The organism is Sphingobacteriaceae bacterium (genome assembly GCA_002319075.1).
Classification (GTDB): domain Bacteria; phylum Bacteroidota; class Bacteroidia; order B-17B0; family Aurantibacillaceae; genus Aurantibacillus.
Map to the genome: position 1 here is coordinate 824,437 of NVQB01000001.1, position 22,374 is coordinate 846,810.

The following is a 22,374-nucleotide window of genomic DNA, read 5'->3' on the forward strand; positions in this document are numbered from 1 at the left end:
TTTTTTTTAATTATTGAAGCACAATAGCGATTTAGGTCGCGATTGTCCTATGAAATTGATAAACAAAGGCTATCTCAAAACTGAGACAGCATTGTAATAAAATAAATAACTAGTCAACAACAGTAAGCACTATCTTGCCCTGAGTGTTGCCAAGGGCAGCTCTTTCGTGCGCTTTGCGAGCATCAGCCAGCTTAAACTCACTGTCAATGGCTACACGAATCGTTCCATCACTTAGCAAACGAGCGACCTCCGCAAGTTGAGCTCCGTTCGAACGCACCTGAGTTGCCGAGACTATTACACCTAGCTTCTTTGCCTCTTCGCTACCAGTGAAGCCTAATGGAAAAATGGGGAACAAAGCGCCTCCAGGCTTAAGTGTAAGTAAGAAACGACCCGTTGTAGGGCCACCAACTGCATCGATAACAAGATCAATATCATGCGTTACTTCATGGGCATTGGTTTTGGTATAATCGATAAATTGGTCTATACCGAGCTCACGCAAGAACGCCTCTTGCTCACCAGAAGCCACCGCTATTACCTTAGCACCCTTCCACTTGGCCAATTGTACTGCAAAATGCCCAACACCACCTGCTGCTCCGTTCACAAGTACTGTCTTGCCTTCTAGCGGCACAGGTTCATGTTTGTTTGGCTGTAGCGGATTCGGTTCATTGTGACCTAGCTCTATCATAAACTGCCAAGCGGTAAGAAGCGACATTGGAACTCCTGCTGCATGTCTATGGTCTATTCCGGTTGGTTTAAGAGCAAGTTGTGACGCTGGAACGCTCACGTACTCCGCATATGCCTGGCTCTCGCCATAACTGGGGAAACGCACCATCGAATACACTTCGTCTCCAACAGAAAAGTCTTTGATATCATCAGCAACCGCCTCTACTACTCCCGAAATATCTGTCCCCAAGATTATAGGGAACGGAACCACTGGTTGCCATTCAGGAGGTAGCATCTTATATCCGTCACGCAGATACCAATCGGGGGGATTGAGGCCAACAGCGTGAACGCGTACACGAACCTCACCTTGCTTCAACCCTGGAATCGGTGCATCTTCATAACGCAGCACCTCAGGGCCACCGAACTCGTGCTGCCGAATCGCCTTCATTACCATTGTATTTTTAGTCTTATCTGCTTTGTTTTCAAATTTTTCCATTTTATTTTATTTTTAATGAGGTGCAAAGTTAAATCATTAGTATCTTTGTGGCAAGTATGTACTTATTTGTACCCTATATACTAAAAGGTATGTAATGCTGATTACCAAGTAGATAAATTAGTATAAAAATGAAAAATAAATTAGAAATTTCAACAACGCCACAAATGTGTGGTGTTGATTATGCTTTTAAACGCATCGGTGGAAAATATAAAGGACGAATTCTGTGGCATTTGAAATCAAAAGCTGTACTTAGATATGGTGAGTTGAAGAGGACTATACCTGATATTACTACTAAAATGCTTACCCAAACTTTGCGAGAATTGGAAGACGATAAATTAATAATTCGAAAAGTATTTCACGAAGTCCCGCCCAAAGTAGAATATTCCTTGAGCGACACAGGGCGTGAATTAATTCCGTTTATAAAACATCTACATAATTGGGGCAATAAACAATTAGAAAAAGGATTGTAAAAAATAATAGTTTGCTTTATCCTGAAAGGTATTGTATAGACTTTATTTTTGAACACAACAAACGTGGATTTGGATACAACCCTATAATCCTACGACTATAAATTTGCATCATAAAATTTTAAATAAATTAAATGATGAAAAAAACAATTCTAGCAATCTTGATGCTATATGCATCAATACTTTCTGCACAACAATTCAAACTCGAAATCGTTGTAACTGGTTTCAAAAACGATAAAGGAAACGCATTTATTGGATTATACAATACAAAAGAAAGTTTCATGAAGGAAGGTTTTAAATCTGCTACAACTATTGTGAAAAACAAAATAACGTATGCAGTTTTTAACGATTTGCCAAAAGGAGTTTACGCAGTATCGTTGATTCATGACGAAAATTCAAACGGAAAACTAGAAACTAATTTCTTTGGAATACCCAAGGAGGGCTTCGGTATATCAAACGATGCAAAAGGTTTTATGGGACCTCCAAAATACGAAGATGCCAAATTTGAGCTTACATCTGATAAGCGAATATCAATAAAAATTCAATAGCATTATTGAATTTAAAAAAATGGTGTTTGCCTTTTATTCATTAAACACAATACTCCTAATATTAATAAACTTAAATAAAAAAAGATGAAAATAGTTGTAACAGGTTCAGTAGGTAATATAAGTAAGCCACTAATTATTCAATTAGTCAAACAAGGTCATACGGTAACTGTAATAAGCAGTTCTAATGATAGAAAAAATGAAATCGAAGCATTAGGCGCAAATGCTTCAATAGGTAAGATCGAAGATGTAAATTTTTTAATACAAACATTTTCAGGCCATGATGCTGTATATTGTATGCTTCCTCCATTCAACTTTTTTGGAAATAAAAATCTTGATTACAAAAAAGACGCTTTATTGATTGCGAATAACTATGCACAAGCTATTCAAAAAGCTGATATAAAAAAGGTAGTTCATCTTAGCAGTGTTGGTGCGGAAAAAGAAACAGGGACAGGTCTTTTGGTTTTTCATAATATTGTTGAGAATGTATTAAAAAAATTGCCTTCAGATATTTCTATTACACACATACGTCCAGTTTCTTTTGATTATAATGTGTATTCCTTTATGGATATGATAAAAGGAAGAGGTTTTTTAGCGGGTTTTGTGGGGAAAATAATTTACTTACAGCATTACGGAATTAAAGGATTATTAAAAGGCTATTCAGGAATTATTTTATCTAATTATGGAGCTAATGACATGATTCCTTGGGTTTCTCCTATTGATATTGCTTCTGCAATAGCAGAAGAATTTTCATTAACACAATCCGGACGTAAAATTAGATATGTAGTAAGTGAAGAGCTAACGTGTCAGCAAGTAGCAACTATTTTAGGTAATGCAGTTGGTAAGCCTTATTTAAAATGGGTTCTTATAAGCGATAAGCAAATGACAAGTGCAATAAAACAATTTGGCGCATCCGATGTTATAGCCAATGAACTTACTGAAATGAATATTACTATGCACAATGGCAATTTGTTTGAAGATTACTATAAAAATAAACCGAAAACGTTGGGGAAAGTAAAAATGAAAGACTTTGCTAAAGAGTTCGCAACAAAATATAAAAACTCATGAAGCATATTCTAATAGTAATATCAATTTTAAATATGACATATAGTTCACTTGCACAAGAAAATGCAGATAAAATCATTGGCACTTGGTTTAGCAAAGTAAAAGAAGGTAAAGTATTGATTTATAAAAACGGGGATGAGTATTTCGGAAAATTGATCTATTTGAAAAACTCAATGGATAGCAATGGAAACCCTGTTTTAGATAGTAATAATCCCGATAGTATAAAACGAAAACTACCGTTAGTCGGCGTTGTATTTTTGACTAATTTCATTTACGATGCCAAAACAAATAGATGGAAAGGTAAATTGTATGACTATGATGGTGCAAATGGTAACACCTACGATTCATTTATAACAATTGAAAAGGATGACACATTAAATATAAAAGGTTTTTGGGGATTGTCATTTTTCGGGTTGAATCGCGGCCTTACACTATCGAAAGTTAAAGAAGATTGATTTACCTTTACTTAAAATAGATTATTTAATATGGAAAACCTACCACCTTATCGCATTAAATCTATAAAAGACTATCATCAAATACTTGGGCTGTCAAAACCTGAACACCCTTTGGTAAGTGTTGTAAATCTTGAAGAAATAAAACCATATATAGGCGAAGAAAAAGTAAAAGTTGTTTTCGACTTTTATATGATTTCACTAAAAAAAATAGTGAATGGAAATGTGAAATACAGTTATGGTCAGCAACAGTATGATTTTGATGAAGGAATTTTATTTTATATAGCACCAGATCAAGTGTTTTCTTTCCAGGCAGATGATGATTTTAAAAGTAGCGGCTTTGTGTTACTTGTGCATCCTGATTTCTTATGGGGGACTTCACTAGCTAAGCTCATTAAAAATTATGAATTTTTTAATTATTCTGCAAATGAAGCTCTATTTGTATCAGAGAAAGAAGAAACTATTCTAAACAACATTATTAAAAATATTGAGCAGGAGTATCATTCTAATATTGACAAGTTTAGTGAAAGCATTATTATTTCGCAATTAGAATCCTTGTTCAATTATTCAGACCGATTTTACCAACGGCAATTTCTTACTCGTAAAATAAGTAATCATCAGATCCTTGACCGATTAGAAAAGTTGCTTGATGATTATTTCAAAAATGATGATTTACTTAAAAGTGGTTTACCTACCGTACAGTTTTTAGCTAATCAATTAAGCACTTCTCCAAACTACCTAAGTGGTGTTCTTAAAACACTCACCGGGCAAAATACACAACAACTCATTCATTCCAAATTAATAGAAAAAGCTAAGGAAAAATTGTCAACTACAAACTTAACTGTAAGTGAAATTGCTTATGAATTGGGATTTGAGTATTCGCAATCCTTTAGCAAATTATTTAAAACAAAAACTAAACTTTCTCCTTTGGAGTTTAGGGCGAAATTTAACTAATCATCAAACTACCCTGATACTTCTTGGGCTTCACACCTATATGTTTCTCAAATTCCCTACTAAAATGACTAAGATTGGTAAATCCTAAATCATAACCCACTTCTGATACATTTTTGCCCGCTTCTTTCAACAATCTTGCGGCTTCCTTCATACGTACAAGTTGGAAATAGTCGTAAATGCTCATGCCAAAAACTTGAGTAAATAGTTTCCTAAGTTTTATTTCATTCATGCAGGCAATGGCTTTTAACTCCGTAAGAGAAGGTGCTATATCAAGATGAGCTATCAATCTATCTCTTACTTTATATAGGTTCTCAATTTCAATGGGTTTCAGACTTTGAAATGAAACTTGTTCTCTTTTGTCAAGACTGCGAAAAAGTAAATACAGGAGTTCAATGGCTTTTAATTTAAAATGAAATTTTGATAGACTTTCATCTTTTTTAGAGTTTACCATTTCATTTATTATTCGTAACACATCATCAGACATAAACTCTTCCATAACAAAACTATCCTTACTTGACAACAGGTACGCGAATTTTTCCGCATCTTCTTTTAAAAAAGCCTTGAGATAATCAGTACAAATAAGTATCCCTACATGTTTCATGTGAGTATTTTTATGGAAAGTATGTTCTTGGGTACTATTCATTGGGATTACTTTCACATGTGGTAATTCTTCCTTAATTCTAATAGAAGAGTTTTGATCCAGTTCATCTTTAAAAAAATTATGAAAAGAAAAAAAAATTCCATTTTTAATTGTCTTAATATTTTCAAAACGATGTTTGAAATTTTTCTTTACAATATATGACCTTATGGTTAATAATAAATCCGGTACAAAATCATAGACTTCAAAAACTTTTATTTCAAATTTTTTAAATTCTGCGGTCAATTCTTGGGGAGTATCTTTGCCTAATGCATTGACAAATTTAATGATTGAATTATCTATATTTGACGGCTTCTTCATTTCGTTTTACGACTATTTTATTATTTTTTAAGGTTATTTTATACGCAAAAATACAAATAATTTTGTGTTATAATAAAAACAAACAAAAATGAAAAAAACAGTATTGATATCAGGAGCAAGCATTGCAGGGCTAACAATGGCGTATTGGATGAATAAATATGGTTACAAAGTAGCCGTAGTAGAAATTGGCTCAGCACCGCGTATGGGTGGAACACCCATAGATGTGAGAGGCGATTCATTGGATACCGCCATGCGCATGGGGATAATCGATGAGCTAAAAGCTGCAAAACTTCCTACAATGGGTATGGAATTCATGAACGCAGAGAGTTTAGTAGAGGGAAGGATGCTTGTCGATGAAATATCTATTAGACCGGGTGAAGATATTGAAATCAGACGAGATGATTTAGTGAATATCATATATGCAAATACACAAGAAGGTATTGAGTATAAGTTTAGTAATCAAATAAAAAAGATTGAACAAAGTAATGATGCAGTTATAGTTACGTTTAATGATGAAAAGTGTGAATCTTATGATCTTTTAATAGGTGCTGATGGGCTTCACTCAGGCGTAAGAAAATTAGTTTTTGGGCCTGAGGAGCAGTTTACCAATTTCTTAAATTTCTATTTTACAATTATGCAGGTGGACGAAAGTTTTGGTAAAATAAACACAGGGCAAGTGTTCAATACCCCAAATCACATGGCAACAATATACTTTTATAATAGAGGTTTTGCTGACGCTCTATTAGCTTTTAAATCACCTCATAAAATTGCTTATGATTTTAGAGATACCGAAGCACAAAAAAAAATAGTTATAGATGCTTTTAAAAACGTAGGGTGGAAAGTGCCACAACTTCTTGAGGTAATTAAAAACGCCAAAAACTTTTATTTCGACCAAGGTTGTCAAATAAAAATGCCAACCTGGACGAATGGAAGGGTCGCATTAATTGGTGACGCAGGTTATGCCCCCGCATTCCCCACTGGTATGGGAGTGACTTTAGCTATGCAAGGAGCAACGGCTCTGGCAGATGCAATTGCTAGTAGTGATGATTATAAAATTGCATTTCAGAAATACAACGAATCATTTAGGCCATTCGTTGATTCTTTGCAGGCAACAGTCTATAAAGGCATTGAATTTCTTTTGCCCGAAACACAAGAAGCAATAGACGCAAGGAATAAAGCAATGAATTAAAAGAGTGTATTCAGTTAAATCATAATTAAATTATTAAAAATAAATAGGATGAAATCATTATTAACAGGTATAGTTGGTGCAATAACAACAATTGCTACTATCATTTTAGTTACACTCATTACACAATACTTCTTCCCTCCGCCTGCAATCCCATCGTTAGTAGACAATGTAGATTCTGTAAAGTATATTTTTATACACTCATCAACAGGTCTGCTGGTTGGTAAATTGTTCGCGGGTATTCTAGGTGGATTGTTAAGTGGTTTCGTTATTTCACGAATGAAAGGGAGTAAGAAAACTGCTACAATTGTTGGGTTATTATTTTCTGTATTAGCGGGATGTTATCTGGTAATGGTAATAGAACCACTTTGGTTTTGGTTGTTACTTGTGTTCAGTTTCTTTCCGTGTTCCCGCATGGGATACTCATTTGGGTCTCGCAGAAATAGGATAAATGATTAATCAGGCTTAACCTTATAAAAGGCTTTCGATGACTTGTTCCTTTATTAATTTTAAACTAAAAATCATGAACAGAAAAAATGAGACAAATTTCCCTCTCGTTTCAGCAATAGGTTTGGGATCTATAGAAATGTCTGCCGCATACTACTTACATTTTAATCTTTCCTTTTCTATTTCAATTTGCTCCATGCGCCACTCAAAATGTTGAATTGAAGCTTTACAGGATTCCATTTCTCCATTTAACACCTTACATGGATTTGTATCATGCATTATGCTATGCAACCTAGTAATAAAAAGACTTCCCCCAACTTCAACTATTTCTTTTGCATGTTCATGAGCAGGGTCAGTATAAAGAGCAGGTAATAAAAGTCCCAAATGACTTTTAAATTTAACATGTTTGTCTTCGAGCCACTTTTTTGTTTCTTCTTGTGTCATAGTTAATTAATTTAAAATGTTTGTTAGTGTAATTGTTTTTAGTTGATTAGTGCTTTTTATCCACTTTACTTTTTGCATATTATATACCAAAAGTTTTGTTTGGGTTTATCACTCAAATCCTTTATTGGTTCATTAATTTCTTCAGCATCTATCAAACCATAGTTACCAAATTCTGTTTTAATTGAATCCGAATCATAAAAAAACAAAGTTACACCTGGCCAAGTTTCAAATGAGTCTTTGCTTGTTTCTTTTCCTTGTCCATATCTAAAATCCAATTTTGAAATTGAAACAAAAACCATGTATCCATTAGGTCTAAGTTGATTATAACAATTAGCAATCAGTTTTATTCGTTCATTCTCATTTAATAAATGGATTAAAGCATAACAAAAAATTCCATCGTAAACTTCCTGGTCATACGGCATTGAATTAACAGAACCATGATATACTTTTATACCATCTCCAAAATGTTTTTTTGCTAAATCAATTGCTGTTTCAGAAATCTCAATTCCGGTTACCTTGAAACCATTATCTGTAAAATTCTTGGCATTTCTACCGTAACCAAATCCGGGAATTAGGATCTTCTTTAATCCATATTTTTTAAATAATTGAGATGCTTCTATAGCGGAATCCGCGGGCTTCCATCCCCACATCTCTTGTTTATCTCTAAAACTTTCCTCCCAAAATTCTGGCATATTATTTTGCTTTAATAATATATTGATAAGGCAACAGGTTCACTTCAACTTCAAAGGAAGTAAAACCCGCTTTCTTTAGCTCAAACACAACTTGGTCAACAGATGCTCTTATTTCCATAGGAGGCGCTGTTATTTCCTTCGGTAATTCAGTATTAAAGTAATCAACAACTATTAATTCTCCAGTCGGTTTAAGTCCCTTTTTAACTTTACTAAAATAGTCTGTTCGGTTTTCAATATGATGATACGTATTTGCAATAAAAACAATATCCGCTTCGCCATCCTTTAATAAAGGGTTGTCATAAGGTGTTTTTCTTAGTTCAATGTTTTTAATGTTATTTTTTTCAATACGTTCCTTTAAATAATTCTGAAACTCTTCGCTTACATCCGCAGCAATAACATTTGCGCCTTTATCAGCAAATTTTACCGAAAAATAACCAGTTGCAGCCCCAATATCCATAAGGGTATTCCCTTTTATATCTCCAATATACTGCAATATCTTTTGAGGCTGCTGCATTGAATCTCTTTCAGGTGATTCAAATTTTTTTGCCATTTCTTCTACAGCTTTTTTATCTGTAAACCCATGCCCTGCATGAGAATGTTTTCCGTGGTTGTGTTCTTTATGTTCCATATTGTTTTCTTTAGAGTTTGATTGATCATTACTATTGCATGAAGTCATTAAAGTGGCTACAAATAATACCCTACAAATCTGAATTGATAAATTGCTTTCCTTCATGTTATAATTATTTACAAATTTTATCTTCTAAAATAGTGCATTTAAATCCAGCTTGATTTACCAGCGCTATTATTTTCTCTGAATTAATTGTCGCTCCCTCTACCCGAAGGATGTTATGACAAAAAGGAATTTGAGAATCTGAGTCATCTAAATCAAAATTGAATTCCAATTCAGAAAAATAATTTTCAAGTAATTTCAGAATGGGTTCTGCTTGAATTTTGGTTCGGACATTTGTTGTAAAAACTTCTACCATTATTTGTGGCTTTATATTAAAATTTCTCTTCTACTAATTTACCGTTCACCACAGCCCCGGTTAGGTTCCCGGTATAAACGGCATTAGCTACCGATCGCATCATACTACTATTATCACCACAGGCAAACACACCAGTGATATTGGTTTCTTGAAATGGACTCACTTTTAAATACCCAAGCTCTGTAAGTTCACAGCCAAGTGATGTGGGAATATCAGAATGTTGTGTAAATGGCAACGCAGCATAAAGTCCATCAAATGCTTTTTTACTGCCATCTGAGAAAATTACATTATTCATTATTCCATTTTTGTGTTCAATTTCTTTAATGGTAGTTTCAATAATGGCTATATCATGCTTATTTAACTTTACTCTTTGTTCTTCCGTGAAATCCGCCTTGCTATTTGTAAGGAGTGTAAGTTTATTCGTAAGATTATTAACCATAGACGCTAAATGAAAACCCTTAACACCATCGGCAATTATGCCGGTGTTTTTATTCCGTAATTCGTAACCATGACAATAAGGGCAATGCACTACCGAAATCCCCCAACACTCAGCAAGGCCTTTTATGTCAGGCATAGTGTCTTTTATACCCGTAGCAAAAACTAATTTCTTCGCCTCAATCTCTTCTCCTTTTTGTGTTGTGATCACAAAACCATTTTCAATTTTCTTTCCGCTTACAGCAACGTCATTCAAAAATTTTACCGTGCTATAATTTAAAACCTGGCTTTTAGCCTTTTCCGCTATTATACTCGGCTTTTCTCCATCATGAGTAATGAAGTTATGCGAATGTGGTGTTTGGCGGTTGCAGGGTAATCCACTATCTATAATTAGAACATTCCTTAACGAACGTCCCAATGCCATTGCCGCAGATAGCCCCGAATAGCTTCCGCCAATAATGATCACATCAAATTTTTTACTGTCTATCATAGGATTATACTTTATAAGCGCAGTTAATGAACGAGGTATAGCAAGTGCTAATGCAGCCAGCCCACCTTGCTTTATAACATCTCTTCTGTTCATTTCTGTTAAACTTTCGACAAATGTAGTTATAATTTCATTTAATGCAACAATGTTGCATTAATTTATTGCAATTTTGTTGCATTAACATTATTTGTTAAATTTGTAGCTAGATGAAAAGAAGAAATACTGAATCACAAGACGCTGTATTATCTATATTAACAGCTTCAAGAAAAGCAATGAGCCAGCATGCTATTGAAAACAAAATGGATGTAGAGGCAGACAGAGTTACGGTGTATAGAATCCTCAATCGCTTTGTTGAAGATGGAATAGTGCATAAAATAGTAGCAGATGATGGAAAGCAATATTTTGCCGTTTGTGTTAAATGTGATGACAAGAAGAAACTGCCTGATAATCATTTTCACTTCCGCTGTACAAAATGCGAAACAATACAATGTATGCCAACATTAGTAAACTTTTCAGTTCCTAGAGGCTATAAGGTAGAAAAATTAAATTGTGTGCTTGTTGGGGTTTGTAAGGATTGTGCTTAATAATATTGAAATTAGTAATTTTGAGAGTAACCTACTAATTATATTTATGTTTACAAACGAGAACAAATACTTAATAATCGGATAAGTAGCGCATATCCACAAGTTAGCTGTCAGGCTATGACGACACCCAACAGACAAAATGAGCAGTTCAAAAATATCAATTAGACCCGCCTTACTTAGTGACTTGGCAGAAATGCAAACCTTGTTCGTGGAAACCATAGAAACTGTTTGTAAAAAGGACTATTCGCCTGAACAAATTAAGGTTTGGACTTCATCAATTGAGCATACCAATCGTTGGACAGACAGATTACAAAAACAATATTTTTTAATAGCACACATGGAAAATAAAATAGTAGGATATTCTTCATTACAAGACAAAGACTATTTGGACTTTTTATATGTACACAAAGATTTTCAACGGCAAGGAATTGCAGACAGACTTTATAACGAAATTGAAATCGAAGCAATTAAAAGAGGCTCGACAATCCTTAACTCTGACGTAAGTATTACTGCCAAACCATTTTTTGAAAAAAAAGAATTTAAGATATTATTGGAACAAAAGAATACAATAAATGGAGTAGAAATTGTAAATTATAGAATGACAAAAGACTTACCAGCCACTGACATTAAAAAAAATGGATTAAAAATAACGCAGGAAAATAACTTAGACTATATAGAAATTTATGAAACAAATACACTTGCATTCGGAAAGGAGAACGAAGCAAAACTTGTTAATCTATTGCGTGAAAGTAAAGCATTTATTCCAGAACTTTCATTAGTGGCTACAATTGACAACAAAATTGTAGGACATATTTTATTTTCAAGGATTGTAATTATTGACAATAACCAAAACGAATTCGAAAGTTTAGCACTTGCACCAATTGCAGTTAGACCTGAATTTCAACAAAAAGGAATTGGCGGACAATTAATAAGAACAGGACTTGACAAAGCCAGAGAATTAAATTTTAAATCTGTTATTGTATTAGGACACGAACATTATTATCCAAAATTTGGATTTGTGCCTGCAAATAAGTGGAATATTAAATCATCATTTGACGTTCCAACAAATATATTTATGGGACTTGAACTTATGGAGGGCGGACTTAAAAATGTTAGTGGGACAGTTAAATACCCAAAAGAATTTGATACTGTATGACAAGCGAGAAAAGCAACGAACCGCTAACAGCAAACAAACTCCATTTTTTGTGGGTTCGCGCTCAAATGCGTAACTTGACACAGCAAAAAACTGCAAGTAGCTGCAAAACTTTACCTGCAAGGTTAGCAGACCGAACCTAACGACAATGACTGGCAAAAAATGCAACAACGAATAATAGGATTTGATTTAGGCGAGTTTCAATTGACAAATAAGTGTTCTATCTTTGACGTGGTTAACCCTCACTTAATTTAATCATGCAATTGGCGATCAAGTCATCTTTACCTGATAACTCCATTTCTCATTTCGTTCATAGTTTTTGGATGCTGGAAAACAATACTGGCAAGGAGATACCTTCAACTTTGCTCCCTAATGGAATGGTTGATTTAACTTTTATGAAAAGAGGCTCTGAGAATTGGGAAGCGGTTGTTAGAGGCATTGATACTGTACCAAGCCAGGTTGTTATTCCTGTAGGTACAAAAATGTTTTCTGTAGGGCTTAAATTATTAGCTGTGGAATATCTTTTAAGCGATTCTATTAAAGATGTATTAAACTATGGTAAACGCCTTGAAAAGGATTTTTGGGAATTTAAAGACAGCGATCTAAATAATTTGAAGAGTTTTTCTAAAAAAGTAACATCGAAAATAGAATTCATGTCAATTAAGGATCTTGACAGCCGGAAAAAAAAGTTATTTGAACTTATATATTCTTCACAAGGTTCAATAACAGTAAAAGAGCTTTCTGAAAAGGTTTACTGGAGTAGCCGTCAGATAAATCGCTACTTCAATCAACAGTTTGGTCTTTCACTCAAAGCATATTGTAATATTCTTCGGTTCAGCGCCTCGTTCAAACACATCAGCGAAGGCAACCTTTTCCCTGAACAAAATTTTACCGACCAAAATCATTTCATTAAAGAAACAAAGAAGTACTCAGGAGTAACACCAAAAGAATTGAGTAAAAACAAAAATGATCGTTTTATTGATATTACTGCTATCAAAAAACTCCTGGTAAAAAACGGCTGATTTATACTATTTCATTTCAGGCTACTTTAGCAATTTTGTATTGTAATTAAACAATATAAATTATGTTATTAGAAAATAGAAAAATAGCTATAGTAGGTGGTGGCCCGGGTGGCTTAACATTAGCAAGACTCCTGCAAATGAAAGGAGTTGATGTAAAAGTATATGAAAGAGATCTCAATAAAGATGCCCGTGTGCAAGGCACAACACTAGATTTGCACCACGAATCAGGATTGGCGGCTTTGTGGGAAGCAAACTTATTGAATGAGTTTAAAAAGAACTATCGTCCTGGGGCGGATAGAATGATCATTGCAAATGAAAATGCTAAGGTGTTTTTTTCTGACCATCAGGAAAAGCCGAAAGAAGATTTTGGTAATCCTCATTTTCGCCCTGAAATTGACAGAGGGCCGCTTAGAAAAATGTTGTTAGAGTCTTTGCAACCAAATACGGTGGTTTGGAATAGTCAGTTTAGTTCAATGGAGAAACAAAATGAAGGCTGGTTGCTCCATTTTAAAAATGGAGCAACTGCGTATGCGGATATTGTAATTGGTGCTGATGGAGCTAACTCTAAAATTCGCCCATACATTACTGATATAAAATCGTTTTACTCTGGAATATCAGGTATTTAGGAAGTGTACATGATCCTTCAACAATACCAAATATCAACGAAATTCTTAAAGGCGGAAAAATAATGGCGTTTGGAAGCAGTAAATGTTTTATTACCGCTTCAAAAGGTGATGGTAGTGTTTCTTTTTATCTCTCTTATAAAACAGGCGAGAATCAATTAAAGCAATTGGATTTAGCAGATAAAGCTAAAGTGCTTTCATGGTTTAAGAATGATTTTCCTGAATGGAGCAATGTGTGGCACGAGTTACTTGAAAATGCCGAAACACCTTTTCTGCCAATCCCTATTTATTGTATGCCTTTAGAGCAAACATGGAAAGCCCTACCAAATCTTACGATGATTGGCGATGCCGCACACGTAATGCCGCCATTTGCTGGGGAGGGTGTGAATATGGCCATGCTTGACGCCTTGGAATTGAGTGATTGTTTAACTTCTAATATACATAATACTTTAGAGGAAGCTATTTCGGTTTTTGAAATCAATATGCGAAAAAGAGCATCAGCTGCTGCGAAGGAATCGCTCGAAAATGGTGAAATAATGCATGGTCCCAAAGGATTGCAAAGTATGCTCGACTTTTTTGCAGGTTAGACTATGTATCTGGAATTAAGCAGGAAGAAACAGACATTGAGTTAGCCTAAATGAAAAAAAGTTCCAATTAAGTCCTTACTTCTTTTTCGCTTTCTTTCTATGTCTTAAGCCCCACTCAACAAACTGCTTAAATGTTGGTAGAAGCTCCCTGGCAGAATCTGTAAGTCCATATTGAATTAATACTGGTATTTCATCATAAACATGTCGTTTTACAATGCCACTCATTTCTAAATCCTTTAATTCCTTTGAGAGCATTCGAGGGGTTATATTTGGAATGTATTGTTGAAGTTCCTTAAATCTCATATCCTCCATATATAAAGTTGCAAAAATTATCATTCGCCATTTACCAGCAAATAAATTTACCACTTCCAATAAAGCCATACCAACATCCGGATCACAATTCTTAAAATCTATTTCAGTTTTTTTAAGATCCATAAGAGTTTTTATGTTTTTATACATGTTCTAAAATTAATTGATTTACCAAAAGGGTCACCTTTCCATTCAAAGTTAGCAATCATTTACCTCTAAATAAAACTATCTCACTATACTAAAGTATACAAGTGTATTTTATATAGTAAGCGTAGATAACTTTGCTCAATATTTTATTAAAACCTGATTTAGAAAATGAAAAGCATGGTAACACCCCACATGAGCAAAGCCATTCCAACCACATTGTCACTACTATTACTTACAGGGATGATTGTTTCTTTAACCAGTATGACATCAGTTCCTGATAGCATTGTTGGCAAATGGGAATCTGCAGACAAGGAATATACTTGGGAATTTTTTAAAGGCGGAGAGTCATATTTTGCTAAACTCATAACAAGTAATGATGCTCTTGAACCCGATGGAAAAACATTCAAAAAGGACGTGAAAAATTCCGACCAAAAACTAAAAAACCGAAGTTTGCAAGGTATCATTTTTGTATTCAGCTTAAAGTATAATGATGGCGCATATACAGATGGAAAAATATATGCATTTAGCGATGGTAATTTATACGATTGTAAGGCAACCGTAGAAGGGAACAAACTTTATTTTAGAGCTTATAAAGGCGTTTCCATCTTAGGAAAAACTATTGAGTTTAATCATGTGAAGTAAAACAATACAAACTAATTTAAAAAAAATGAAAATATTGATGTTTGGCAGAGGGGTTATTTCAACACAATACGCTTGGGCACTTGAAAAAGCAGGGCACACCGTTGAGTTTTATGTAAGACCTGGTAGAAAAGCTGAATTCGGTTCTACCGTAACATTAAACCTTTTAGATGCTCGAAAGAAAATAAGAGGTATACCTGTGAAAGAAAATTGGCCTGTTACCTTGATAGAAGATTTTAATGCAGATCATAGTTACGATTTGATATTTGTAAGCGTACAGCATTATCATTTTAAGAAAGTAGCAGAGCACTTGTCAGACAAAGTTGGTAAAGCAACTGTATTACTCTTTAATAATTTCTGGGAAGAACCTTTAGAACAAGTGGCAAGTTTGCCTGTTAAGCAATTAGTATGGGGCTTTCCGCAAGCCGGTGGAGGCTTTGATAGTAAAGGGGTCTTGAACGGCTCTATTTTAGGAGGTATTACAATTGGCACTTTTCATTCAGAATTAACCGATAGAGATTTAGCAGTAATAGAGTTGTTCAGATCAGCAGGTATCAAAAGCACAATAAGTAAAGATTTTCGGTCATGGCTTTTCGGTCATTTTGCGATGAATGCCGCAATGCTTATAGAAATTTTAAAAGCTAAGACCACCATGCTTGTGGCATTCCAAACAACCAAACACTGGAAGAATGCAATAGCAAACGGAAAGGGCTTATTGCCCTTGCTAAAAGCCCGAAATGTAGATATTACAAAAAGTCCGGTTCTTAAAATATTTGGCGTACCACCTTGGCTGATAAGTTTTGGAATGAAACTGGCAATTAGATTTTTACCCCCCTTAAAGCATAGTTTTTCCAATCATTCAAATCAGGAGGAAATTGATTCTTATGCTAAAGATGTGATGGCTATGGCAGAAAAATTAAAAATTAGTTTGCCAAGGTATGAATCACGCGTAAAATACTAATCAAATGAAACAAAGCGAAAAAATAGACAAACTCCCAATAATTTGGTTAATGCTGTCAAATATGTTTCCTCCAATAGGATTTGTCCTATACTTTAAACATAAAGATCAATCACCAAAAAAAGCCAAAAAATCCTTGATAGGCGCGTTAATTGGTATTCCAATGGGCATAATGATGAGCTACATATTTAATAATTACATATTTGTATAGGAAGATTCAGTTAATGAATAACGTAGAAGTATTTAAAACAAATGTTTTTGAAATATCAGATGCAAAAAATATTTTAAGGGCATTAACTCGCATGGATTCTAATCTTATTATAAATTTTGATCTCGAAGACTGTGATAAAATATTGAGAATAGAAGGTGTTGAAATAGATAAAGAACGAATAATAAGTATTTTAATTAATCAAGGATTTCAATGTGAGGCTTTAATTTGATAGTCTAAATAAAAACAGAATTGTTGAATTTAGTTATTAGAACTACGTTGATACTTCTTTGGTTTTATAACAATATGCTTTTCACTATAAATAAAATACGAAACAGCAAACCCTGAAAACGGAGGTGTTTGTCTTCCCTCTTTCGACTACAACATTCAGAGATTTGGCTACATTAACTAGTTCTATTATACTCACTTTTGCACCATAAATTATTTAACAAAAATAAAATAACAGCAAAAATGAAAATCGTATTAACAGGTTCACTTGGAAACATCGGAAAGCCACTCACGCAGGATTTGGTGCAAAAAGGACATTCAGTAACAGTTATCAGCAGTAATGCAGAAAGACAAAAAGATATAGAAGCATTGGGCGCAAAAGCCGCTATCGGCAATATATTTGACGTTGATTTTTTAATAACATCTTTCAAAGATGCTGACATCGTTTACTTAATGGAAACAATGGAAGCAGCAGGCGATATGTTTGATAAAGAAGTCGATTTTATAGAAACGATCAATAAAATTGGTAACAACTATAAAAAGGCAGTTGAACAATCAGGCGTAAAACAAGTGGTGCATTTGAGCAGCGTTGGCGCGCATACTGACAAAGGAACCGGTATTTTGATTTTTCATTACAATGTAGAAACCCTTTTAAGACAGTTGCCTGATAACATTTCTATTAAATTCGTTCGCCCAGTTGGTTTTTACATCAATATGTTTTCGTTCGTGCAAACAATAAAACATAAAGGTGCAATCATTTCCAATTATGGTGGCAACAGCAAAGAACCTTGGGTTTCTCCTTTGGATATTGCGACTGTGATTTCTGAGGAAATGGAAAAGCCATTTGCAGGCCGAACCGTTCGTTATGTGGCAAGCGATGAACTTTCTCCAAACGAAATTGCAAAAGCACTTGGAGAAGCAATCGGTAAGCCCGATTTACAGTGGCAGGTTATTTCTGACGAACAACTTTTGACAAATTGGTTAAACATAGGCTTCAACGAGCAAATAGCCAAAGGGTTTGTGGAAATGCAAGCAAGTCAAGGCACTGGTGCGATATATGAAGATTATTACCGGAACAAACCAACATTGGGCAAAGTGAAACTGGCTGATTTTGCGAAAGAATTTGCCATTGTTTACAATGCTTAATGTCAAAAAACAACATTCTAATAAATTAAAATAACAATTAAATAAAATATCTTTACAAATATGAAACCACCTAAAAAATGGAAAATGGCAATCGTTATTTGGCTTGCCATCTATCCTTTAATAACAGCAGTATTTATGATCTTTGGTAAATACTTAATGCAAATAGAATTTGTACCGCTTCGTACTTTAGTTATGACACTTATTTTAGTGCCAACAATGGTATTTATTTTAATGCCTTTTGTAATGAAGTTGTTAGGTGACTGGATAAAAAAATAATATATTTTTTAAATTTGCAGTATGGAACACAAACGAACAAAACGAATAAAAACCATTAGCGAATTTCATCGTTTAAGGGGCTTACCACAACCCGAACACCCACTGATTAGTGTGGTAGATTATAGTGCCGTTCAGCGACCTGCCGATATTGCCGAAACAAATTGGGTATTTGATTTTTATCAAATTTCCATAAAGCGAGGAATAAATGCCAAACTCAAATATGGACAACAAGAATACGATTTTGACGAGGGGATTATGTTTTTCATTTCGCCCAATCAGATTTTAAGGATTGAACCCGATAGTAAAACAAAAGAAAAAAAATCAGGCTTTATGTTGCTTATCCACCCCGATTTTTTTTGGAATACACCACTTGCCAAAATTATTAAGCAATATGACTTTTTTAATTATTCGGTAAATGAAGCCTTGTTTGTTTCTGGAAAAGAAGAAACAACTATTAACGGAATCATAGCAAACATTGAACAAGAGTACCATGCTAACATTGACAAGTTTAGCCAAAGCATTATCATTTCGCATATTGAGGCACTACTCAATTATTCAGAACGGTTTTATGAAAGACAATTTATCACCAGAAAAATTACCAATCACAAAATTCTTAATCGCTTAGAGGAACTATTGAATGACTATTTCAATAGCGATAATTTGATTTCAAAGGGGTTGCCAACCGTTCAATTCATTGCCGATAAACTTAATATATCGCCAAACTATTTAAGTGATCTGCTAAAAGTATTAACCGGGCAAAGTACACAGCAACATATTCACGACAAGCTAATTGAAAAAGCGAAGGAAAAATTATCTACAAGTAATTTATCAGTCAGCGAAATCGCTTATGAATTAGGCTTTGAACATTCTCAGTCTTTTAGTAAGTTGTTCAAAGTAAAAACTAATCAAAGCCCTTTGGAGTTTAGATCCTCATTTAACTGACACTCAGTATTTGAGAAGTAATATGGCGAAAATTAGCGCCATTACATTGCCTATAAAATTCACGATTTAGATACACTATTCATTGATTGGGCTAATTATACTATTTCGTTTCCAGCGATCTTTGTTCTATTATTTTAAAAATTTAGAAAAAAATGGAAACAAAAAAAGTATGGCTTGTTACAGGGGCTTCAAAAGGTTTAGGGCTTAGTTTGGTGAAAAAATTATTACAAAATGACTATTGCGTGGTGGCAACAACACGGAATTCAAAATCTTTGATTGAAGAAATCAGCAACACTTCAGGAGTTTTTTTACCGTTAGAGGTGAACTTAACCGATAACATTGATGTCAAAAAAGCTATTGAAAAAAGCATTGCACATTTCGGGAAAATTGATGTAGTGGTAAACAATGCAGGCTACGGACAAATAGGAACATTGGAGGAATTAAGCGATGAAGAAGCAAGGGAAAATTTTGATGTCAATGTTTTTGGTGCCCTGAATGTAATAAGAAATGCAATGCCTTATTTACGAAGGCAAAAGTCGGGCAATATCTTCAACGTTTCATCGGCAGGTGGATTTTTAGGAAGCTTTGCCGGTTGGGGCATTTATTGTTCTACAAAATTTGCAATGGCAGGGTTTACTGAAGCATTGGCAGAAGAGGTGAGAGAGTTTGGTATTAAAGTTTCTGTTGTTTATCCTGGGTATTTTCGCACCGATTTTCTTACCCAGGGTTCAGTAAGAACACCAAAGCAACCCATTCAGGACTATAAAGCTGCCCGACAATCCGAACAGGCACACCTTAAAAGCATTAGCGGTAATCAGCCAAACGATCCCGAAAAAGCGGCTGATGTTTTAATTGCCATTAGCAAAGAAGGAAATCCGCCTGTTCATTTGTTATTGGGCAATGATTCGTATGAAATTCTAAAAAATAAAATAGATATCATAACAGAGGATGCAGAAAAATGGAAAAGCTACACGTTATCCACCGCCTTTTGATGGTGATAACATTTTTAAGTATAGGTTGTGTAAACAATAAAAATACAACAATGGAAAAAAGTAAAACAATAGAAGAAACCAAAGATTATATTGGTATGTGGGTAACAAAGGATGGTTACATTCGCCACGAACTATTACCCAATAACCGGTACGATGAGGCTCGTGGCAATCAACAAAGTGCCTATCAGGGAGGTTTCAAGATCACCAAAAACCATATTGACTATAAAGACGACACAGGATTTACAGCAGACGGTGAATTTAAAGATGGTATCCTGTATCATGGAGGAATGATTTTGTACAAAGAAAAAAAGTAAATTAGCATCTATGGAAAAGACATATCGCTTTAATTCAATAGCTGAGTTTCATGCTTTTTGTAACCTCTCCAATCCAGAGCACCCACTAATCAGCTTGATTGATTACAGTAAGGTTTCTTACCCTATCAATGAAAGCAAGTTAAAATGGGTTCAGAATTTTTATTCTGTTGGATTAAAGCGGAATGTCAGCCATAAATTTAATTACGGACAACAAGAAATTGATTTTAATTCTGGAGTGCTGACCTTTGTTTCACCGCTCCAATTTCTAAAAGTGGAAATTAACCAGGATGTTGTAATTGAGCCAACAGGTTGTCTATTACTCATTCACCCCGATTTTTTATGGAATACCACATTAACAAAGAAGATAAAGTCTTATGACTTTTTTCAGTATGCTGTAAACGAAGCACTTTTCTTGTCTGACAAAGAAGAAAAGGTTATTGTGGATATTCTTCAAAATATTGAAAAGGAATATCAGTCCAATATTGACAAATTCAGTCAGGATCTTATTGTTGCACAAATAGAATTGTTGCTTATTTATTCAGAGCGATTTTATGAACGTCAGTTTCTCACCCGGAAAAAATCCAATCACGAAATATTAATTAGTTTTGAAGAAGTGCTCTCGAAGAGCTTTGAAAGCGGAAAACTATCGGAAAATGGTATTCCAACGGTAACATCTCTTGCTGCGCAGCTAAACATTTCACCTAACTACCTTGGGAGTTTATTGCGAATACATACTAGTCAAAACACACAACAACACATTCAAAGCAAACTTATTGAATATGCAAAAGAGCGATTAAGCACAACCAATTTATCAGTGAGTGAAATTGCTTATGAATTAGGTTTTGAGCATCCTCAATCGTTCAGCAAATTATTTAAAAGTAAAAGTGGTGTGAGCCCTTTGGAGTTTAGAGCGAGTTTTAATTAAGTAGCTTTTACACATAGTACAGGAAAGAACATAGAACAACAAAAGCCTAAGTCCACCCACCGTCCCAAACGATTTGACTTTTAACAAAGACACATCATTTTGACTACAACGACAGCCGTTTTGGCTACATCTGTTTTTTGATATCGTTGCACTTTTGCATCGCTTTGCAAAAAATTTGCAGTAGTATTAATCAACAAAAAAAACAATAAAAGATGAAAACAGTATTGGTTACAGGAGCTTCGGCTGGAATAGGAAAAGCAACCGCAATTTTATTGGCACAGAACGGCTATAATGTTTATGGTGCTGCACGCAGAACAGAGAAAATGAAAGAGCTGAAAAATTTCGGAATTAAGCCAATTTCATTGGACGTTACCAAAGAAGAAAGTCTTGTTGCGTGTGTTGAACAAATTTTGAAAGAAGCAGGAAGCATAGACATTTTAATTAATAATGCAGGATCGAGCAATTTCGGTGCATTGGAAGATGTGCCCATTTCCGATGCAAGATATCTATTGGATTTAAACTTGTTTGGTGTGGCTCGTTTAATACAATTAGTGTTGCCTAATATGCGTAAAAATAACTACGGAAAAATTGTAAATATTTCATCTGTCAACGGTAAATTTAGTTTCCCAATGGCAGGCTGGTATGTGGCGAGTAAATTTGCCATAGAGGGTTTAAGCGATGCCCTTCGCTATGAAGTGAAGCAATTTGGTATTGACGTAATTGTTGTTGAGCCGGGCGGCACTAAAACAGACATAGCAGCAATATCAAGTGAATATTTAATGCGTATATCTGGTAAAACAGTTTACAAGGGATTGGCCAAAAGTGTAAATAATGCAATTTATGACCCAAAAATTGTAGCAGGTTATCCCGAACCTATTTCAATTGCGAAACTCGTAAAACAAGGCATAGATGCAAGTAAACCCAAAACAAGATACGTAAACGGTGCTTTGATGAAATTTACCTTGTTTTTAAGAAGACTGCTGTCAGACAAAATGTTTGATAAAATGATAATTAGTCAACTTAAATAAATTTCATACAAAATTA

29 protein-coding genes and 1 pseudogene are annotated in these 22,374 nt (G+C 34.5%); 22 read left to right on the top strand and 8 right to left on the bottom strand.

Annotated elements, in window-relative coordinates; genetic code table 11:
- Positions 1 to 109: 109 nt before the first annotated feature.
- Positions 110 to 1,117: an NADPH:quinone reductase gene (locus CNR22_03655; GenBank protein PBQ34800.1), complete on the bottom strand. Its 1,008-nt coding sequence runs from the start codon at positions 1,115 to 1,117 to the stop codon at positions 110 to 112.
- 206 nt (positions 1,118 to 1,323) lie between these two features.
- Between CNR22_03655 and CNR22_03660 the strand changes: the two genes are divergently transcribed.
- The 5 genes from CNR22_03660 to CNR22_03680 all read left to right on the top strand — a co-directional run bounded on the left by CNR22_03660 (position 1,324) and on the right by CNR22_03680 (position 4,642).
- Positions 1,324 to 1,629, top strand: coding sequence for a transcriptional regulator (locus tag CNR22_03660; protein ID PBQ34801.1), 306 nt, complete (start codon positions 1,324 to 1,326; stop codon positions 1,627 to 1,629).
- Positions 1,630 to 1,790: 161 nt separating this feature from the next.
- Positions 1,791 to 2,174 carry a hypothetical protein gene (locus CNR22_03665; protein PBQ34802.1) on the top strand — a complete coding sequence of 128 codons (384 nt, stop codon included), beginning with the start codon at positions 1,791 to 1,793 and terminating at the stop codon, positions 2,172 to 2,174.
- 84 nt (positions 2,175 to 2,258) lie between these two features.
- Positions 2,259 to 3,239 carry an NAD-dependent dehydratase gene (locus CNR22_03670; GenBank protein ID PBQ30907.1) on the top strand — a complete coding sequence of 327 codons (981 nt, stop codon included), beginning with the start codon at positions 2,259 to 2,261 and terminating at the stop codon, positions 3,237 to 3,239.
- Positions 3,236 to 3,691, top strand: a complete 456-nt coding sequence (locus CNR22_03675; protein PBQ30908.1) for an SIGNAL peptide protein — start codon at positions 3,236 to 3,238, stop codon at positions 3,689 to 3,691. Before CNR22_03670 ends, CNR22_03675 begins: the two co-directional genes overlap by 4 nt.
- 30 nt (positions 3,692 to 3,721) lie before the next feature.
- Complete coding sequence (locus CNR22_03680; protein PBQ30909.1) at positions 3,722 to 4,642, top strand: AraC family transcriptional regulator; 921 nt, start codon at positions 3,722 to 3,724, stop codon at positions 4,640 to 4,642.
- Here the strand turns inward: CNR22_03680 and CNR22_03685 are convergent.
- The gene (locus CNR22_03685; protein PBQ30910.1) at positions 4,635 to 5,600 is read right to left on the bottom strand and encodes an AraC family transcriptional regulator; all 966 of its coding nucleotides are present in this window, start codon (positions 5,598 to 5,600) and stop codon (positions 4,635 to 4,637) included. The two genes, CNR22_03680 and CNR22_03685, sit on opposite strands and share 8 nt — an antisense overlap.
- Positions 5,601 to 5,688: 88 nt before the next feature.
- Here CNR22_03685 and CNR22_03690 point away from each other — a divergent pair, with 88 nt between their 5' ends.
- The gene (locus CNR22_03690) at positions 5,689 to 6,789 is read left to right on the top strand and encodes an FAD-binding monooxygenase (protein PBQ30911.1); all 1,101 of its coding nucleotides are present in this window, start codon (positions 5,689 to 5,691) and stop codon (positions 6,787 to 6,789) included.
- A gap of 48 nt (positions 6,790 to 6,837) precedes the next feature.
- Positions 6,838 to 7,245 (top strand): hypothetical protein, encoded by a 408-nt coding sequence (locus CNR22_03695; protein PBQ30912.1) that lies wholly within the window; start codon positions 6,838 to 6,840, stop codon positions 7,243 to 7,245.
- A 141-nt stretch (positions 7,246 to 7,386) separates the two neighbouring features.
- On the opposite strand, the gene CNR22_03700 is transcribed toward CNR22_03695, so the two are convergent.
- From CNR22_03700 to CNR22_03720, 5 genes are all read right to left on the bottom strand, one after another.
- The gene (locus CNR22_03700; GenBank protein ID PBQ30913.1) at positions 7,387 to 7,677 is read right to left on the bottom strand and encodes a hypothetical protein; all 291 of its coding nucleotides are present in this window, start codon (positions 7,675 to 7,677) and stop codon (positions 7,387 to 7,389) included.
- Positions 7,678 to 7,742: 65 nt separating this feature from the next.
- Entirely contained in the window at positions 7,743 to 8,369 is a 627-nt protein-coding gene (locus tag CNR22_03705) for an SAM-dependent methyltransferase (protein PBQ30914.1), read from the bottom strand.
- A gap of 1 nt (position 8,370) precedes the next feature.
- On the bottom strand, positions 8,371 to 9,045 hold the full coding sequence (locus CNR22_03710) for an SAM-dependent methyltransferase (protein PBQ30915.1): 675 nt from the start codon (positions 9,043 to 9,045) through the stop codon (positions 8,371 to 8,373).
- Positions 9,046 to 9,109: 64 nt separating this feature from the next.
- Positions 9,110 to 9,355, bottom strand: coding sequence for a hypothetical protein (locus tag CNR22_03715; protein ID PBQ30916.1), 246 nt, complete (start codon positions 9,353 to 9,355; stop codon positions 9,110 to 9,112).
- 16 nt (positions 9,356 to 9,371) lie between these two features.
- Complete coding sequence (locus CNR22_03720; protein PBQ30917.1) at positions 9,372 to 10,373, bottom strand: pyridine nucleotide-disulfide oxidoreductase; 1,002 nt, start codon at positions 10,371 to 10,373, stop codon at positions 9,372 to 9,374.
- A 110-nt stretch (positions 10,374 to 10,483) separates the two neighbouring features.
- Here CNR22_03720 and CNR22_03725 point away from each other — a divergent pair, with 110 nt between their 5' ends.
- The 4 genes and pseudogenes from CNR22_03725 (at position 10,484) to CNR22_03740 (ending at position 14,246) form a co-directional block, all read left to right on the top strand.
- The gene (locus tag CNR22_03725) at positions 10,484 to 10,861 is read left to right on the top strand and encodes a transcriptional regulator (protein ID PBQ30918.1); all 378 of its coding nucleotides are present in this window, start codon (positions 10,484 to 10,486) and stop codon (positions 10,859 to 10,861) included.
- A 139-nt stretch (positions 10,862 to 11,000) separates the two neighbouring features.
- Positions 11,001 to 12,017 carry a hypothetical protein gene (locus CNR22_03730; protein PBQ30919.1) on the top strand — a complete coding sequence of 339 codons (1,017 nt, stop codon included), beginning with the start codon at positions 11,001 to 11,003 and terminating at the stop codon, positions 12,015 to 12,017.
- Positions 12,018 to 12,271: 254 nt separating this feature from the next.
- Entirely contained in the window at positions 12,272 to 13,036 is a 765-nt protein-coding gene (locus tag CNR22_03735; GenBank protein ID PBQ30920.1) for a transcriptional regulator, read from the top strand.
- A gap of 62 nt (positions 13,037 to 13,098) precedes the next feature.
- Positions 13,099 to 14,246: pseudogene (locus CNR22_03740) on the top strand (2-polyprenyl-6-methoxyphenol hydroxylase).
- Between the two features lie 75 nt (positions 14,247 to 14,321).
- On the opposite strand, the gene CNR22_03745 reads toward CNR22_03740, so the two are convergent.
- The gene (locus tag CNR22_03745; protein PBQ34803.1) at positions 14,322 to 14,681 is read right to left on the bottom strand and encodes a transcriptional regulator; all 360 of its coding nucleotides are present in this window, start codon (positions 14,679 to 14,681) and stop codon (positions 14,322 to 14,324) included.
- Between the two features lie 189 nt (positions 14,682 to 14,870).
- On the opposite strand from CNR22_03745, the gene CNR22_03750 reads away from it, so the two are divergent.
- The 11 genes from CNR22_03750 (at position 14,871) to CNR22_03800 (ending at position 22,358) form a co-directional block, all read left to right on the top strand.
- Positions 14,871 to 15,344, top strand: a complete 474-nt coding sequence (locus CNR22_03750; protein PBQ30921.1) for a hypothetical protein — start codon at positions 14,871 to 14,873, stop codon at positions 15,342 to 15,344.
- Between the two features lie 25 nt (positions 15,345 to 15,369).
- The gene (locus tag CNR22_03755) at positions 15,370 to 16,302 is read left to right on the top strand and encodes a ketopantoate reductase (protein ID PBQ30922.1); all 933 of its coding nucleotides are present in this window, start codon (positions 15,370 to 15,372) and stop codon (positions 16,300 to 16,302) included.
- 4 nt (positions 16,303 to 16,306) lie between these two features.
- Positions 16,307 to 16,510: a hypothetical protein gene (locus CNR22_03760; protein ID PBQ30923.1), complete on the top strand. Its 204-nt coding sequence runs from the start codon at positions 16,307 to 16,309 to the stop codon at positions 16,508 to 16,510.
- Between the two features lie 13 nt (positions 16,511 to 16,523).
- On the top strand, positions 16,524 to 16,739 hold the full coding sequence (locus CNR22_03765; GenBank protein PBQ30924.1) for a hypothetical protein: 216 nt from the start codon (positions 16,524 to 16,526) through the stop codon (positions 16,737 to 16,739).
- Between the two features lie 239 nt (positions 16,740 to 16,978).
- Complete coding sequence (locus CNR22_03770; protein ID PBQ30925.1) at positions 16,979 to 17,881, top strand: NAD-dependent dehydratase; 903 nt, start codon at positions 16,979 to 16,981, stop codon at positions 17,879 to 17,881.
- Between the two features lie 60 nt (positions 17,882 to 17,941).
- On the top strand, positions 17,942 to 18,157 hold the full coding sequence (locus CNR22_03775) for a hypothetical protein (GenBank protein ID PBQ30926.1): 216 nt from the start codon (positions 17,942 to 17,944) through the stop codon (positions 18,155 to 18,157).
- A gap of 21 nt (positions 18,158 to 18,178) precedes the next feature.
- Complete coding sequence (locus CNR22_03780; GenBank protein ID PBQ30927.1) at positions 18,179 to 19,099, top strand: AraC family transcriptional regulator; 921 nt, start codon at positions 18,179 to 18,181, stop codon at positions 19,097 to 19,099.
- Between the two features lie 152 nt (positions 19,100 to 19,251).
- Entirely contained in the window at positions 19,252 to 20,091 is an 840-nt protein-coding gene (locus CNR22_03785) for a short-chain dehydrogenase/reductase (GenBank protein PBQ30928.1), read from the top strand.
- On the top strand, positions 20,058 to 20,405 hold the full coding sequence (locus tag CNR22_03790) for a hypothetical protein (GenBank protein ID PBQ30929.1): 348 nt from the start codon (positions 20,058 to 20,060) through the stop codon (positions 20,403 to 20,405). Before CNR22_03785 ends, CNR22_03790 begins: the two co-directional genes overlap by 34 nt.
- 10 nt (positions 20,406 to 20,415) lie before the next feature.
- On the top strand, positions 20,416 to 21,330 hold the full coding sequence (locus CNR22_03795; GenBank protein ID PBQ30930.1) for an AraC family transcriptional regulator: 915 nt from the start codon (positions 20,416 to 20,418) through the stop codon (positions 21,328 to 21,330).
- A 212-nt stretch (positions 21,331 to 21,542) separates the two neighbouring features.
- Positions 21,543 to 22,358, top strand: coding sequence for a short-chain dehydrogenase/reductase (locus CNR22_03800; GenBank protein ID PBQ30931.1), 816 nt, complete (start codon positions 21,543 to 21,545; stop codon positions 22,356 to 22,358).
- Positions 22,359 to 22,374 lie beyond the last annotated feature (16 nt).